Origin of the sequence: Pseudodesulfovibrio hydrargyri, assembly GCF_001874525.1 — a bacterium.
Lineage (GTDB): Bacteria > Desulfobacterota > Desulfovibrionia > Desulfovibrionales > Desulfovibrionaceae > Pseudodesulfovibrio > Pseudodesulfovibrio hydrargyri.
This window is the reverse complement of sequence record NZ_LKAQ01000004.1, coordinates 2558498-2572282: the sequence shown is the minus strand read 5'-3', so window position 1 is coordinate 2572282 and position 13785 is coordinate 2558498. Positions and strand designations below refer to the sequence as shown.

Annotated in this window: 14 protein-coding genes; 9 read left to right on the top strand and 5 right to left on the bottom strand. The window is 64.4% G+C overall.

The genetic code is table 11. From position 1 onward, the window contains the following. Positions 1 to 50: 50 nt before the first annotated feature. The 7 genes from gcvH (at position 51) to BerOc1_RS16265 (ending at position 6187) form a co-directional block, all read left to right on the top strand. Positions 51 to 431 carry a glycine cleavage system protein GcvH gene (gene gcvH / locus BerOc1_RS16295; protein WP_071546794.1) on the top strand — a complete coding sequence of 127 codons (381 nt, stop codon included), beginning with the start codon at positions 51 to 53 and terminating at the stop codon, positions 429 to 431. A gap of 73 nt (positions 432 to 504) precedes the next feature. Further along, on the top strand, positions 505 to 1839 hold the full coding sequence (gene gcvPA, locus BerOc1_RS16290) for an aminomethyl-transferring glycine dehydrogenase subunit GcvPA (protein ID WP_071546792.1): 1335 nt from the start codon (positions 505 to 507) through the stop codon (positions 1837 to 1839). Beyond that, on the top strand, positions 1836 to 3278 hold the full coding sequence (gcvPB, locus tag BerOc1_RS16285) for an aminomethyl-transferring glycine dehydrogenase subunit GcvPB (protein WP_071546790.1): 1443 nt from the start codon (positions 1836 to 1838) through the stop codon (positions 3276 to 3278). The genes gcvPA and gcvPB overlap by 4 nt, the downstream gene beginning before the upstream one ends. Continuing rightward, entirely contained in the window at positions 3268 to 4632 is a 1365-nt protein-coding gene (locus BerOc1_RS16280) for a dihydrolipoyl dehydrogenase family protein (protein ID WP_071546788.1), read from the top strand. Before gcvPB ends, BerOc1_RS16280 begins: the two co-directional genes overlap by 11 nt. Continuing rightward, the gene (locus BerOc1_RS16275; RefSeq protein WP_071546786.1) at positions 4629 to 5072 is read left to right on the top strand and encodes a NanQ anomerase/TabA/YiaL family protein; all 444 of its coding nucleotides are present in this window, start codon (positions 4629 to 4631) and stop codon (positions 5070 to 5072) included. Before BerOc1_RS16280 ends, BerOc1_RS16275 begins: the two co-directional genes overlap by 4 nt. 296 nt (positions 5073 to 5368) lie before the next feature. Next, positions 5369 to 5545, top strand: coding sequence for an ATP-binding protein (locus BerOc1_RS16270; RefSeq protein ID WP_071546784.1), 177 nt, complete (start codon positions 5369 to 5371; stop codon positions 5543 to 5545). 255 nt (positions 5546 to 5800) lie between these two features. Then, positions 5801 to 6187: a rhodanese-like domain-containing protein gene (locus tag BerOc1_RS16265; protein ID WP_071546782.1), complete on the top strand. Its 387-nt coding sequence runs from the start codon at positions 5801 to 5803 to the stop codon at positions 6185 to 6187. Between the two features lie 85 nt (positions 6188 to 6272). Here the strand turns inward: BerOc1_RS16265 and BerOc1_RS16260 are convergent, their stop codons facing one another. After that, entirely contained in the window at positions 6273 to 6794 is a 522-nt protein-coding gene (locus BerOc1_RS16260) for a hypothetical protein (protein ID WP_071546780.1), read from the bottom strand. Positions 6795 to 6898: 104 nt separating this feature from the next. Beyond that, on the bottom strand, positions 6899 to 8662 hold the full coding sequence (locus BerOc1_RS16255) for a chloride channel protein (RefSeq protein ID WP_071546778.1): 1764 nt from the start codon (positions 8660 to 8662) through the stop codon (positions 6899 to 6901). A 188-nt stretch (positions 8663 to 8850) separates the two neighbouring features. Here BerOc1_RS16255 and BerOc1_RS16250 point away from each other — a divergent pair, with 188 nt between their 5' ends. Both BerOc1_RS16250 and BerOc1_RS16245 read left to right on the top strand, forming a co-directional pair. After that, positions 8851 to 9372 carry a hypothetical protein gene (locus BerOc1_RS16250; RefSeq protein WP_071546776.1) on the top strand — a complete coding sequence of 174 codons (522 nt, stop codon included), beginning with the start codon at positions 8851 to 8853 and terminating at the stop codon, positions 9370 to 9372. A 2-nt stretch (positions 9373 to 9374) separates the two neighbouring features. Further along, complete coding sequence (locus tag BerOc1_RS16245) at positions 9375 to 10691, top strand: L-cysteine desulfidase family protein (RefSeq protein WP_071546774.1); 1317 nt, start codon at positions 9375 to 9377, stop codon at positions 10689 to 10691. Positions 10692 to 11045: 354 nt separating this feature from the next. On the opposite strand, the gene BerOc1_RS16240 is transcribed toward BerOc1_RS16245, so the two are convergent. The 3 genes from BerOc1_RS16240 to BerOc1_RS16230 form a co-directional block, all read right to left on the bottom strand. After that, complete coding sequence (locus BerOc1_RS16240; RefSeq protein ID WP_071546772.1) at positions 11046 to 11513, bottom strand: hypothetical protein; 468 nt, start codon at positions 11511 to 11513, stop codon at positions 11046 to 11048. A gap of 66 nt (positions 11514 to 11579) precedes the next feature. Beyond that, a complete protein-coding gene (locus BerOc1_RS16235; protein ID WP_071546770.1) occupies positions 11580 to 12047 on the bottom strand; it encodes an outer membrane protein assembly factor BamD in 468 nt (155 codons plus the stop codon). A gap of 78 nt (positions 12048 to 12125) precedes the next feature. Then, on the bottom strand, positions 12126 to 13781 hold the full coding sequence (locus tag BerOc1_RS16230) for a ribonuclease J (RefSeq protein WP_071546768.1): 1656 nt from the start codon (positions 13779 to 13781) through the stop codon (positions 12126 to 12128). Between the last annotated feature and the right edge of the window lie 4 nt (positions 13782 to 13785).

The following is a 13785-nucleotide window of genomic DNA, read 5'->3' as shown; positions in this document are numbered from 1 at the left end:
CTGGCGATCACACACTTGGAAATACCCCTTTTGAATCTAAGGAGAGAGATATGATTCCCGAAGATCTTTTGTATGCGAACACCCACGAATGGGTCATGGTCGAAGGCGACGTCGCCACGGTGGGCATCACCCACTTCGCCCAGGAGCAGCTGGGCGACCTGACCTTCGTGGAGCTGCCCGAGGTGGGCGACACCTTCGAGGCGGGCGCGGAGATGGGTTCCGTCGAATCCGTCAAGGCGGCCAGCGAGATATACGCCCCGGTGACCGGCGAAGTCATCGAGGTCAATACCGAACTCGAGGACGCCCCTGAAAAGGTCAACGAGGAGCCGTACGGCTCGGGCTGGCTGCTCAAGTTCCGGATCAAGGGCGATCCCGAGGGACTGCTGGACGCCGAAGCCTACGCCGCGGTGGTCGAATCCGAGGCCCACTAGCAACGACGCTGACAGGGCCGGGGCACACGTCTCGGCCCTTTTTCTTTCCCCCAATAAACCAGCAGGTTCCATCATGCCGTTTGTACCGCATACCGAAGACGAAGTGCGCGAGATGCTCGCCGCCATCGGCGTGGGCTCCGTGGAGGATCTCTTTGCCGAGATCACCCAGGACATGCGCCCCAAGAGTTTCGACATCCCCGACGGGCTGAGTGAAATGGAGGTCCTCTCCAAGCTCGAGGGGTTGGCCGCCAAGAACGCCACCAACAGCGTCAGTTTCCTGGGCGCGGGCTTCTACGACCATTACATTCCCGCCGCCGTGGACGCCCTGACCATGCGCGGCGAATTCTACACCGCCTACACCCCCTACCAACCCGAGGCCTCCCAGGGCACCCTGCAGGCCATCTTCGAGTACCAGACCGCCGTGACCCGGCTGCTGGGCATGGAGTGCGCCAACGCCTCGGTCTACGACGGCGGCACCGCCCTGTACGAGGCCCTGATGATGGCCGTGCGCAAGACCAAACGCCGCAAGATCGTGGTCTCCGAAGCGCTCAACCCCATCTACCGGGTCATGCTCGGCTCCTACACCTCCAACCTGGACCTCGAGTTCGTCACCGTACCCCACAAGGACGGCCGGACCGACGTCGAAGGCCTCAAGGCCGCGCTGGACGACTCCATCGCCGCCGTGCTGGTCCAGAACCCGAACTTCTTCGGCTCCATCAACGACTTCACCGAACTGTTCGCCGCGGCCGCCAAGGTCAAGGCCGTGTCCGTCGTGTCCGCCTATCCCGTGCTCCAGGCCCTGCTCAAGACGCCGGGGGCCATGGGCGCGGACATCGCCGTGGCCGAGGGCCAGTCCCTGGGCCTGCCCCTGTCCTTCGGCGGCCCGTACCTCGGGATCATGACCTGCACCAAGGCCATGATCCGCCAGATGCCCGGCCGCATCGTGGGCCGGACCACGGACACCGAGGGCCGCACCGGCTACGTGCTCACCCTCCAGGCCAGGGAGCAGCACATCCGCCGCCAGAAGGCCACGTCCAACATCTGCTCCAACCAGTCCCTGTGCGCCCTGCGCGCATTGGTCCACATGTGCGCCCTGGGCGAGCTCGGCATCAAGCGCGCGGCCCGGGTGTCGGTGGAACGCGCCCACATCTGCGCCGAGAGGCTGACCAGCATTCCGGGCGTGGACATGCTGACCAAGGGCGCGTTCGGCAACGAGTTCGCCGTGACCCTGCCTGTCAACGCCTTCGAGGTCATCGCCAAGCTGACCGAACGCGGCTTCGTGCCCGGCTTCCCGCTGGGCCGGTACTTCGACGGATTGGAAAACGGCCTGCTGGTGGCCTGCACGGAAAAGACCAGCGAAGAACAGATCGGCATATTCGCCGAGATGCTGCGAGGTGCGCTGAAATGAAGACCATATTCGAAAAATCCGTAGCCGGACGCGAGGGCTGCTGGCCCTGCGAAGGCATGGCCGAAGAGGCCTATATCCCCAAGGAACTGCTGCGCGACGGCGACGTCGGCCTGCCCTCGGCCTCCGAGCTCGACGTGGTCCGCCACTTCACCCGGCTCTCCCAGCGCAACTTCGGCGTGGACGGCAACTTCTACCCGCTGGGGTCGTGCACCATGAAGTACAACCCCAAGTTCACCGAAGTGGTCGCGGCCATGCCCGGCTTCACCCGGCTGCATCCGGTCCTGCCCCAGCTTCGGGGCGCGGGCGGGCTGTGCCAGGGCGCGCTGGAGGTCATGTACGAGACCGAGTCCCTGCTCTGCGAGATCACCGGCATGTCCGCCTTCACCCTGCACCCCATGGCCGGTGCGCACGGCGAGCTGACCGGCGTCATGCTCATGGCCGCCTACCACAAGGACCGGGGCAATAAAAAAACCAAGGTCATCGTGCCCGACTCGGCCCACGGCACCAACCCGGCGTCGGCCGCCATCGCGGGCTTCGACGTGGTCTCGGTGGAGTCCAAGGACGGCATCGTGGATCCGGCCGCCCTGGCCGAGGTCCTGGACGACGAGGTGGCGGGCATGATGATGACATGCCCCAACACGCTCGGCCTGTTCGAGAAGAATCTGCCCGAGATCGTCAAGATGCTGCGCAAGGTCGACGCCCTGCTCTACTACGACGGGGCCAACCTGAACGCCATCATGGGCAAGATGCGCGTGGGCGACGTGGGCTTCGACATCGTCCACCTCAACCTGCACAAGACCTTCGCCACCCCGCACGGCGGCGGCGGTCCCGGCTCCGGCCCGGTGGGCGTGTCCGAAAAGGTCGCCCCGTTCCTGCCCATCTCCCGCGTGGCCAAGCGCGAGGACGGCCGCTACTTCCTGGATTACGACCAGCCCAAGTCCATCGGCTACGTGGCCCCGTTCTACGGCAACTTCGGCGTGTACCTGAAGGCCTACGCCTACATCCTGCGCCTGGGCGGCAAGGGGCTGACCCGGGCCACCGAAAACGCGGTCCTGGCCGCCAACTACATGCGCAAGCGGCTGTGCGACCACTTCGAGGTCCCCTATAACCGCATCTGCATGCACGAATTCGTGGCCTCGGCCTCCGAACAGGCCAAGAAGGGCGTGCACGCGCTCGACTTCGCCAAGGGGCTGCTGGACAAGGGGTATCACGCGCCCACGGTCTACTTCCCGCTGATCGTGCCCGAGGCGATCATGATCGAGCCCACCGAGACCGAGAACAAGGAAACGCTGGACCAATTCTGCGACGATCTCATCGAACTGGCCGGACTGGTCGATTCCAACCCCGAGGCGCTGACCTCGGCCCCGGTCACCCTGCCCGTGACCCGGCTGGACGAGACCAAGGCCGCCCGTTCCATGGAGCTGACCGATGACCTTTGATCTCGTGGTCATCGGAGCCGGTCCCGGCGGGTTCGACGCCGCCGTGGAAGCCGCGAACCTCGGCCTGTCCGTGGCCCTGGTGGAAAGGGACTTCCTGGGCGGCACCTGCCTCAACCGGGGATGCATCCCGACCAAGCTCTGGCTCGGCGCGACATCAAGCATCGAGGAACTGCACAACCAGGCCCGCATGAAGGTCGCCTCGGGCGAGGTGACCGTGGACTTCGCCGGGCTGCAAGGCCGGGTGCAAAAGCACCTCGGAGCCACCCGCAAGGCCATGGCCATGCAGCTTAAGAAGCTCGGCGTCGAGCTGGTCGAGGGCACGGGCCGCCTGTCCGGCGATCACCGGGTAACGGTGGTCACGGCCGACGGCGAGCAAACGCTGGACTACAAAAAGCTCGTGGTCGCCACCGGGTCCAAGCCCATCTTCTTCCCGGGCCTGGAGCCGGACGGCGAATGCGTGCTCGACTCCGACATGTTCCTGGCCATGGAATCCATGCCGAAATCACTGATCGTGGTCGGCGCGGGCTTCATCGGCCTGGAAATGGCCCAGGTGGCCCACCGCTTCGGCTGCACGATCACCGTGGTGGACGCCATGGACCGCGTGGCCCCGCTGGAGGACCCCGAGGTCTCCAAGGCGCTGGCCTCCATGTTCAAGCGCTGGAAATGGGACATCCGCCTGGAGGAGCGCGTGGCCGGTGTCCGGACCAGGGACGGCAGGGCCGAGCTGACCTTCCAGACCGGCGACAAGCTGACCGCGGACAAGGCCCTGGTGGCCGTTGGACGCGGCCCCGTGACCCAGGGGATCGGCCTGGAAGAGGCGGGCATCGAGTTGCTCTTCAACCAGATCCAGGTCGACGACTACCTCATGGCCGCGCCCGACATCTACGCCATCGGCGACGCCAACGGCCACATCCAGCTGGCCCACGCGGCCTCCCACCAGGCCCATTACGTGGCCCGGCACGCCGCCGGAAGGATCGAAGGCCCCTACGCCTGCCCGCCGGTGCCGAGCGTGCTTTACGGCGCGCCCGAGGCCATGCGCGTGGGCATGATGGAGAACGAGGCGTTCCTGGCCGACTTCGACTCCACCGAGGTCTCCACGGCCCAGCTCGCGGCCAACCCCATGGCCCAGGCCCACGCGGCCACCCAGGGGTTCGTCAAGGTGGTCTGGTCCGGCGGTCGCGTGGTCGGCGTCACCGCAGTGGGCCACGACGTGTCCCGCCTGGTCACCCCGGCGGCCATGATCGTGCAACAGGGCTGGACAGCGGACGATACGCACTCGATCATCTTCGCACACCCGTCCCTGGACGAGTCCCTGCTCGCGGCCCTCACGGCCGAAAGGAAGAAAGTACAATGATCCTGGACATCCTCGATAACGCGGACCTGTACGCGGACCTCAACCCCCGCTTCCCCGCCGCCTTCGCCTTCCTGCGCAGGCCGGACCTCGCCGATCTGCCCGCCGGGCGGATCGACATCGAGGACGGCCTGTACGCCATGGTCGCCAAGGGGCCGGGCCGCAAGCCCGAGGACGCGCTCATCGAGACCCATGACCATTACATAGATCTGGCCTACGTCATCTCCGGCGCGGACTCCATCGGCTGGAAGGCGCGCCGCGACCTCGGCCCGGCGGTCGATGCCCCGGACCCGCGCGCCGACGTGGCCTTTTACGAGGACCGACCCACCCACTGGGCCGAAGTCCTGCCCGGCATGATCGCCGCCTACTTTCCCGAAGACGCGCACATGCCCATGATCTCGGACGCCGAGATCCACAAGATCATCATGAAGGTCAGGGTCTGAACCGACGAACAACGAATCCCCAAAAGGGCGTTCCTCAACGGGACGCCCTTTTTTTGTCCAGCCGGATGAAACAACAACGTTCTGTACTCCAGCCGCAAAGACAATGATTCCCAGACAAACGGCATATCGATGAAAACACCATGACCTGATTTCAGCCAAATCTGCCTTTTTTGTTTACTATTCGTTGCGCCAAGGACAAATGACGCCAGCCAAATTACAATTGACAGCACATTGCGGCATCATGTAAAAACGAACTTCTTTAATTTTAACAATTTCGTACAGTTGGAGGAGAGAGAATGCATACGATCAACCCTGATGAATGTCAGTTCTGCGGCGCGTGTCAAAGCGCCTGTCCCCAGGAAGCGATCATCCACCCCGACGGCAAGAATTACTATGAGGTGACGGATGATTGCATTGATTGCGGCGCATGCGAAGCCGAATGCGGCTTCAACGCGATCAGTGCCGACGACTAGTCCATCCACTGACCCGGTTTTTACAAAACGGCGCCTGAGTGTTCTCGGGCGCCGTTTCGCATTGAAGGGGCAAATCAGATTATCCCCCATTTGGTTTCATGGGGAATGTCCCTCTCCGGTTTCACCGCTTCGCACGGGCACCCGTGCCTGGGTTCGGCTTATCCGAATGGGGGGCTCGGAATTTGTGGCTGGCGTGTCTTCGGGGGGCCTGCCTAGGGTGAGAATACCCCGATCACCAACCAACAAGGAGACGCCATGCAGGACCAACTGAGCCACTACGAGAACAAGCTGCGCTGGGAGATCGATTCCTGGGATTTGAACGAGAGCCGCAAGAACGGACAGAACGTGGTGGTCATCGACGCGCGCGGAACCGCCGCGTATGACGCCGAGCACATCCCCGGCGCGGTCGGCCTGCCCCATCGGGAGATGAACGAGGCGTCCACCGCCGGATTCGACCGCGACGCCCTGTACGTGACATACTGCGACGGCATAGGCTGCAACGCCTCCACCAAGGGCGCCCTGAACATGACCCGTCTGGGCTTCACCGTGAAGGAACTCATCGGCGGGCTGGACTGGTGGCGGCGCGACGGCTACCCCACCGAAAAGGGCGAAGCGGCACCCACCATAGGCTGCGCCTGCTGACGGGGCCGTCCGGAAGGATGGGCAAAAAAACGATTGTGAATGGATTCCGGGATGGGAGGACCAACTCCCGTCCCGAATCAAGAGGCTAGTGCAGGGCGCGCCCTTCGGGCTCCAGGGCGAAAAAGCCGCCCTCCTGGTGGGGCACTTCCAGGGCCAGGAGCCCTTCCACGGACAGGTCCGGGCCGACCCACAGGGAGCCCGAGAGCTTGAAGCCCTTGGCGATGCGCTTGGCGTGGTCCAGGGCGATGGACACCTGCTGGAGGTAGAGGTCCTTGGGGAAGACGAACTCGGCGTCGTGCTCCCAGTCGGGCCGGGGTTCGTCCGGGGGCCAGGAGATGGGATTCTTGAGCCGCCAGACGACCGTGTCCGGGGTGTGGGAGACCATCACCCCATCGTCGATGCCCTGGCAGGCCGGGTTGCCGCAGTCGCAGGTGTAGATGAAGAACTCGCCCGACATGGTCGCCGAGGTGGCCAGGTCCACGGGATCGACGTACACGCCGACCTCATGCAGGTACTGCCCGTCCACGGACAGGTTGAAGTCTATGTAGCCGTCCTCGGGATGCTTCTCGTCCAGGGACAGGGTCACGGAAATACGGATGTCGTTCATGCGGTCGGTTCCTCGAAATACTCTTTATCGGTCTGCGTAGCCGATATCCGGAGGCTAGCACAAAGGGCGGAGGGCCTCAACGGCAATCGGGCGGCCCGGCCCGCCTAGAGGGCGTCCCGGTTCGGGCCTTCGGCTATCTCCGCCCTGACCGTGGCCGAGTTGTAGGCCGCGTCGATGGCCAGCTCGGTCAGGGTGCCGACCACCCTCGGCTCCTTGCCGGTGGATAGCACCGGGAGTTGGGATACGCCCCGGTCCGTGATCTTGTCCAGGGCGTCCTGCAGGGTGTCGTCCGTGGTCACGGTCACCGGGTTCTGGGTGGCCAGGTCGTGGGCGATGAGCAGGTCGGCCAACCCTTCCTCGTTGAGCACGGCCCGCAGGTCCCTGAAGGAGATGATCCCGGTCAGCCGCTGGTCCTCGTCCACCACGTGCAGGTACGGCGCGTTTTCGGTCTTGAAGGTCCACAGGATACTCGACAGGGTCATGGTCTGGGGGATGGTCACGAAGTCGCGGACCATGACCTCCTTGACCAGCATGTGCGAGAGCAGGTGCCGCTCCCGGCCCGCCTCGATGTCGATGCCGCGCCGCAACAGCTTGGTGGTGTAGATGGACGCCCGCTGGATGGTCGAATTCATGACCGTGGCCGTGATGCAGGTCAGCATGAGCGGCAGGATGATGGAGTAGTCCGAGGTCATCTCGAAGATGATCAGAATGGCCGTGATGGGCGCGTACGTCGTGCCCGCCACCAGGCCGCCCATGGCCACCAGGGCGTAGGCAGCGGGCGTGGCCGTGTAGGCCGGAAGCAGCATGTGGACCACGTAGCCGAAGGCTCCGCCGGTCATGCAACCCATGAACAGGCTGGGCGCGAAGATGCCGCCCGACCCGCCCGAGCCCAGGGTCACCGAGGAAGCCACGATCTTGACCGCCACGAGCACGAGCATGAGGGCGAACGGGGTCTTGTCGAGCAGGGTCGCGTTCATGGCCCCGTAGCCCACGCCGAAGACCTGCGGGTACACGGCGAAGACGACACCGAGCACGGCCCCGCCGATGGCCGGCTTGGTCCAATCCGGGATGGGCATGGCGTCGAAACGGTCCTCAAGCCAATACAGGGAGTTGGTGAAGGCCAGGGCCACCAGACCCGTGACCACGCCGAGCACCGGGTAGAACAGGTACTCCCACAGGGAGACGATGGAATAGGTGGGGATGTCGAAATGCGGAAAATCGCCGAAATAATAGCGGGAGATGGCCGTGGCCATGACCGACGACAGGACCACGGGCGAGAACTGCATGACCCCGAAGTCGCCGATGATGATCTCCAGGGCGAAGAGCACCCCGGCTATGGGCGCGTTGAAGGTGGCGGCGATGCCCGCGGCGGCCCCGCAGCCGACCATGGTCTTCATGTGCACGCGCGGAATCTTGAATATCTGGCCCACGGACGAGCCGATGGACGCCCCGATCTGGACCATGGGTCCCTCGCGGCCCACGGACCCGCCCGAGCCGATGGTCACGGCCGAGGCGAAGATCTTGGCCGCGGCCACCCGCTTGCGGATGCGCCCGCCCCTGAGCGCGATGGCCTGCATGACCTCGGGCACGCCGTGGCCCTTGGCCTCGGATGCGAAATAGCTGACCACCAGCCCGACCACCAGGCCGCCCGCCGTGGGCATGACCAGTTTCATCCACAAGGGAACGGAGCCCGCGAAGGTCAGCCAGTCGGCGGTGTCCTGATAGAACAACCACTGCATGTATTTGAGGATCAGCTTGAACAGAACCGCCCCGTACCCGGCCAATCCGCCGATGAGGATGGCCAGGAACAGAAATCGGATGTTGGGTCGTCTGAGCTTGAGAAAGAGCGGTTCGCTTTTGTCGGCCATTGAATCTCCGGGTAGCTCCAGGGCACGGTTTGACGATGCGGGACCGGGGCCTATCTCCCTCGCAATGCAATACTAACCCCACTTCCTTGCCAAGCGCAACGGATTGACCGGAAAACTTGAGCGCGGCCCGGAAAAAGGGTAAGCAAAGCCTCCCCTACGCACCCAATTTCCCTTTACGGAGAAGAACCATGGCCAAATACGACATCACCCCCCTGACCCCGAATCCCGATTTCGACATGATGTACTTCATGGAGATCGCGGGCGAAACCCGCATCGACGGCGACATGCTCGAGGACTTCGAGGAGTTCTGGGACAAGTGGACGGCCGAGAGCCTCAAGGCCTATGAACTGAAGAATACCGAGGGGGAAGGCAGCTTCGTGCTCATCTTCCTGGACCAGTCGGCGGAGGACGCCATCGAGGGCATCTGGCAGGATTCCCCGACCCACGGCCTGCTCTTCCACGCCCTGGCCATCACCATGGTCATGAGCTCGGCCCAGGGCTTCGTGCCCGAGTTGCAGACCGGCAAGTGCGCCCCCCTGCCCCGGCCGGGCGAGGGCGTCCTGGCCGCCTTCAAGGAGCTCGGCCTGACCTGGAACGAGGAGGGCTCGGTCAACCGCAAGTACGCGGTGCTCACGCCCTACCCGTATACCGGCGGGTGCGAGGTCTGCCATTTGAGCGAGAACTGTCCCAAAAGCACGGTGAGGAAGTAGCCATGAGCTTCACGGTCAAGGACGTTCTTTCCATCCAGGTCGCCCCGGCGCTGGGCTGCACCGAGCCCGTGGCCATCGCCCTGGGCGCGGCCGCCGCCGTATCCCTGCTGCCCGGCAAGGCGTTCGACTCCCTGGAAGTGGCCGTGGATCCCAACGTATACAAGAACGGCCTGGCCGTCTCCATCCCCGGCGCGGGCGGCCTGTCCGGCCTGGACACCGCCGCCGCGCTCGGCGCGGCGGGCGGCGACCCGGCCCTGCGCCTGGAAGTGTTGCAGAGCGTCACGGACGAGGACGTCAAAACCGCGAAAAAAGCCCTGGCCGAAGGAAGGGTGAACGTCACCCTGATCAAGGACCACCAGGGGCTGCTCATCCGCTCCAAGGCGACGGCGGACGGCAAGACGGCCGAATCGGTCATAGAGGGGCTGCACGATAACATCGTCTCCCTGACGCTGGACGACCGGCCCATGGACAGCCCGCTCATCCGCACCCGGGCCGACGGCGCGCCCTCGCCCGTGGCCGCCATGGAGGCGTGGCTCAAGACCCTGACCCTGAACGAACTCATGGCCCTGACCGACGAACTGGACGAGGACGACTACGCTTTCCTCCAGGAGGGCGTGGACGTGAACGTGCGCCTGGCCGAGCAGGGGCTGAAGTACGGCCTGGGGCTGGGCGTGGGCAAGACCCTGGAGCGGCTCTGCCGCCAGGGGCTGATCAAGAAGGACATGATGCTGGCCGCACGCATCCTGGCCTCGGCCGCGGCGGACGCGCGCATGTCCGGCGCGTCCCTGCCCGCCATGTCCTCGGCCGGGTCCGGCAACCACGGCCTGACCGCCATCCTGCCCATCTGGGCGGTCAAGGACTACGTTCAGGACGTGGAGATCAAGGACGTGCTCGAAGCCGTGGCCCTCTCCCATATAGTCACCGCCTTCGTCAAGGCGCATACCGGCCGCCTGTCCGCCATCTGCGGCTGCTCCGTGGCCGCCGGGGCCGGGGCCACGGCGGGCATAACCTTCCTGCTCGGCGGCGACGCCCACCACATCGCCGGGGCCATCAAGAATCTCCTGGAGGACCTGGCCGGGATCATCTGCGACGGCGCCAAGACCGGCTGCGCCCTCAAGCTGGCCACGGCCGCGGGCACGGCCGTCCAGGCCGCCCTCTTCTCGCTGCAGGGCGTCAACGTCCACCACACCGACGGCATCATCGGCCTGTCCTCCGAAGACACCATGAGAAACGTCGGAACGCTCGCTGTCGATGGCATGATCCAGACGGATCAGACCATCTTGCAGATCATGCTTGAGAAACGTTTCTCGGACGTATAGCGGCTTCCGATAGCGGCGCATCTGCACATTTTTTCCGGTTGCACACCTCACGTAGACGGCTACGCTGCGGTGAAAGCCCTCCGGAAGTAAATACACAGCTACACCACTCTCGAAAGCCTATCCCGAGCGCGGGGGACTGAGCCGCTGTCGGGTGCTGAAGCACCCGATTCGCTCCAAAGGAAAAGATAAAGCCTTTGACTCTCTGTTGAGTCGAAGGCTTTTTTTCGTCGCCACTCCCGCGAAGCGGCAATAAAAAGTTTAGGAGGGAAAGGGGGATGGGGGTCCGGGGGAAGGGGGAAAGGGAAGCCCTTTTCAAAGGGTTCCCTTTCCCCCTTCCCCCGGCCGCCGGAGGCGCTAAAAATACGCCAAGCCCTGGGGTGGGGTCTTGTCCTCGAAGAGTGCCTCGATGCGTTCGCGGTCGGCGGCGGAGATTTTGAGGTCCGAGACGTTGAGGATGGCACCGAACCCGCCGTAGGTCTTGACGGCGCGGTCGATGAAGTCGGCGTCGACGAACGCGCCGCTCAGGGTGACGGAGCGGGCGCCCCAGGAGACGGTCAGGGGCAGGAGCGGGTCGCGTTCCGGGGCTTTGGTGATGAGGTTGCCGGTCCTGACCAGGGCTTCGAGGACCTGTTTGGGGAACATGCCGCCCAGGCGGGCCAGGGTCTCGACGAACCCGGGCATGACCGCGAGGTAGTAGTAGTGGTCGATCTTGCAGGCCATGGACCGGCCCGGCATGTTCAGCAGCCACGGTTCGTCCGCGTAGACCCTGCCCAGCGCCCTTTGCAGGCGGTCGATGCTCGCCGTGTAATCCGCCAACGCCATGTCGCCCTCCCCGGTTTGCAGGATGCGCCACGAAAAACGCCCCGCAGGGCGGGGCGTTTCGGTATGCTAGTTCATGCTCTTTTCAAATCGCTTGAGGTAGTCGGCCCGCAGGATGTCGTTGACCTTGCCCTCTATCCGCTCAATCGCCCGCACCTCGATCTTGGCCGACAGGGCCTCGAGCTTGGCCGGGAGTATCCGCTCGCAGTAGTCGCTGCGGGCATAGGTATCCAGGTTGACGTGGGTCTGGTTGGCGACCACGTAGCAGGCCACGACTTTGGCCGCGTAGAAGTTTTCATAAGCGGCCTCGAAGTCGGAGGCCTTTTCCGCGCACTCTCCCTTGAGATAGTAGGCGTAGGCCAGGTCCGCCGCGCTATCGGGCTGGGCGATGGTGTTGTCCAGGTAGACCTGAGCCTGGCCGCAGTTGCCCTGCTTGACCATGGCCCATCCCGTGTCGAGGTCGTTCTTCTGCGCGCCGCAGGCGGCGAGCAGGGAAATCATGGCCGTCATGGCCGCTGCAAGCAGAATTCGTTTCATGTCAGGTATCCTCTCAGAAAAAGCATCTCTTTCGGTTTATTGAAATATCTAGCCCAACATCGGGCCGAAGTCCAGACGCTAGATGGAAATGACCAGGGGGACGACCACGGGGTCGCGGCCGAGCACCTTGCGGAAGAAGCGGCGCAGGGCCGAACGGATGCGCTCCTTGAGCTTGGTCGTGTCGCCGGGCGCGATGTTCTCGTGCACGTCCAGGACGATGCACTTGGCGTCGTCGAGCAGGTGCATGTACTGCTGCTCGAAGACGAACCCCTTGCTCATGATGTCCGGGCCCATGGAGATTTCACCAGAGGCCTCGTCGACCACCAGGACCACGATGACCATGCCCTCGCCCGCCAGCAGCTGGCGTTCCTTGAGCACGGTCTGGCCCACATCGCCCACGCCCTTGCCGTCCACCAAAATCTTTTCCGCCGCGATGCGCGGCGGCAGTTCGATGGCCCCGTCCTCGAAAAAGGTCACGGGCTGGCCGTTCTCCACGACCATGGATTTCCCGTCCTCCACGCCGCTGTCCACGGCCAGCCGCCGATGCTTGACCAGATGGCGGTACTCCCCGTGCACGGGGATGAAATATTCGGGCCGCACGGTCTGGAGCATCAATGTCAACTCGCCCGCATGGGCGTGGCCCGAGGCGTGGATGCCGTGCATCTTCTCGTACAGGACCTCGGCCCCGAGCCGATAGAGGTTGTTGATGACCCGGTTGATGGCCTTGACGTTGCCCGGAATGAACCGCGAGGAGAGGATGAACAGGTCGTCGGGCCGCACGGAAAGCTGACGGTGCTCGCCCATGGCGATGCGCGACAGGGCGGCCAGGGGTTCCCCCTGGGAGCCGGTAACCAGCAGGACCAGCTGGGAGTCGCCGTATTCGTCCAGGGCGTCCAGCTCGATGAACGTGCCCTTGGGCACCTTGAGATGCCCGAGGTCGCGGGCCAGCTCGATGTTGCGGTGCAGGGACTTGCCCGACACGGCCACCTTGCGCCCTTCGGCGTCGGCCAGGTCGAAGATTTCCTGGATGCGCTGGATGTGGCTGGAAAAAAGGGAGACCAGGATGCGCCCCTTGGCCGTGTTGAATATCTCGCGCAGGGAGACCTTGATCTCCCGCTCGGTCAGGGCGAACCCCTCATTGCCCACGTTGGTGGAGTCCGAGAGCATCAGCCGCACGCCGTCGTCCGAGAACTTGCGGAAAGCGGCCAGGTCGGTGGCGTGGCCGCCCAGCGGATTGCGGTCGATCTTGAAGTCGCCGGTGTGCACCACCCGGCCCACCGGGGTTTCGATGCCCAGGCCGAACCCTTCGATGATCGAGTGGCAGACCGGGAAGAAATTGAAACGGAAATCGCCGAGCAGAAGGCGGTCGTAGGGGCGCACCGGGCGCAGGTCGGCCCAGCGGTCCAGGTCGTGCTCGCGCAGCTTGCTCTCGACCAGGCCGAGGGTGAACTCCGAGCCGTAGACCGGCACGTCCACGTTCTGCAGCAGCCAGGGCAGCGCGCCGATGTGGTCCTCGTGGCCGTGGGTCAGGACGATGCCGTTGAGCATCTTCTTGTTGCGCAGGACGAAATCGAAACAGGGGATGACCACGTCCACGCCGAAATGGTAGTCCTCCGGGAACATCAGGCCACAGTCCACCATGACCAGGGACCTCTCGGTCTGGTAGAGCATGCAGTTCATGCCGATCTCGCCGAGCCCGCCCAGCGGATAGAGTGTGAAGGACTTTTGGACCACGCGC

What these genes read in the sequence shown, in the direction of transcription:
- gcvH (WP_071546794.1), top strand. Translation starts at nt 51, where the DNA reads ATGATTCCCGAAGATCTTTTGTATGCGAACACCCACGAATGGGTCATG.
- gcvPA (WP_071546792.1), top strand. Translation starts at nt 505, where the DNA reads ATGCCGTTTGTACCGCATACCGAAGACGAAGTGCGCGAGATGCTCGCC.
- gcvPB (WP_071546790.1), top strand. Translation starts at nt 1,836, where the DNA reads ATGAAGACCATATTCGAAAAATCCGTAGCCGGACGCGAGGGCTGCTGG.
- BerOc1_RS16280 (WP_071546788.1), top strand. Translation starts at nt 3,268, where the DNA reads ATGACCTTTGATCTCGTGGTCATCGGAGCCGGTCCCGGCGGGTTCGAC.
- BerOc1_RS16275 (WP_071546786.1), top strand. Translation starts at nt 4,629, where the DNA reads ATGATCCTGGACATCCTCGATAACGCGGACCTGTACGCGGACCTCAAC.
- BerOc1_RS16270 (WP_071546784.1), top strand. Translation starts at nt 5,369, where the DNA reads ATGCATACGATCAACCCTGATGAATGTCAGTTCTGCGGCGCGTGTCAA.
- BerOc1_RS16265 (WP_071546782.1), top strand. Translation starts at nt 5,801, where the DNA reads ATGCAGGACCAACTGAGCCACTACGAGAACAAGCTGCGCTGGGAGATC.
- BerOc1_RS16260 (WP_071546780.1), bottom strand. Translation starts at nt 6,794, where the DNA reads ATGAACGACATCCGTATTTCCGTGACCCTGTCCCTGGACGAGAAGCAT.
- BerOc1_RS16255 (WP_071546778.1), bottom strand. Translation starts at nt 8,662, where the DNA reads ATGGCCGACAAAAGCGAACCGCTCTTTCTCAAGCTCAGACGACCCAAC.
- BerOc1_RS16250 (WP_071546776.1), top strand. Translation starts at nt 8,851, where the DNA reads ATGGCCAAATACGACATCACCCCCCTGACCCCGAATCCCGATTTCGAC.
- BerOc1_RS16245 (WP_071546774.1), top strand. Translation starts at nt 9,375, where the DNA reads ATGAGCTTCACGGTCAAGGACGTTCTTTCCATCCAGGTCGCCCCGGCG.
- BerOc1_RS16240 (WP_071546772.1), bottom strand. Translation starts at nt 11,513, where the DNA reads ATGGCGTTGGCGGATTACACGGCGAGCATCGACCGCCTGCAAAGGGCG.
- BerOc1_RS16235 (WP_071546770.1), bottom strand. Translation starts at nt 12,047, where the DNA reads ATGAAACGAATTCTGCTTGCAGCGGCCATGACGGCCATGATTTCCCTG.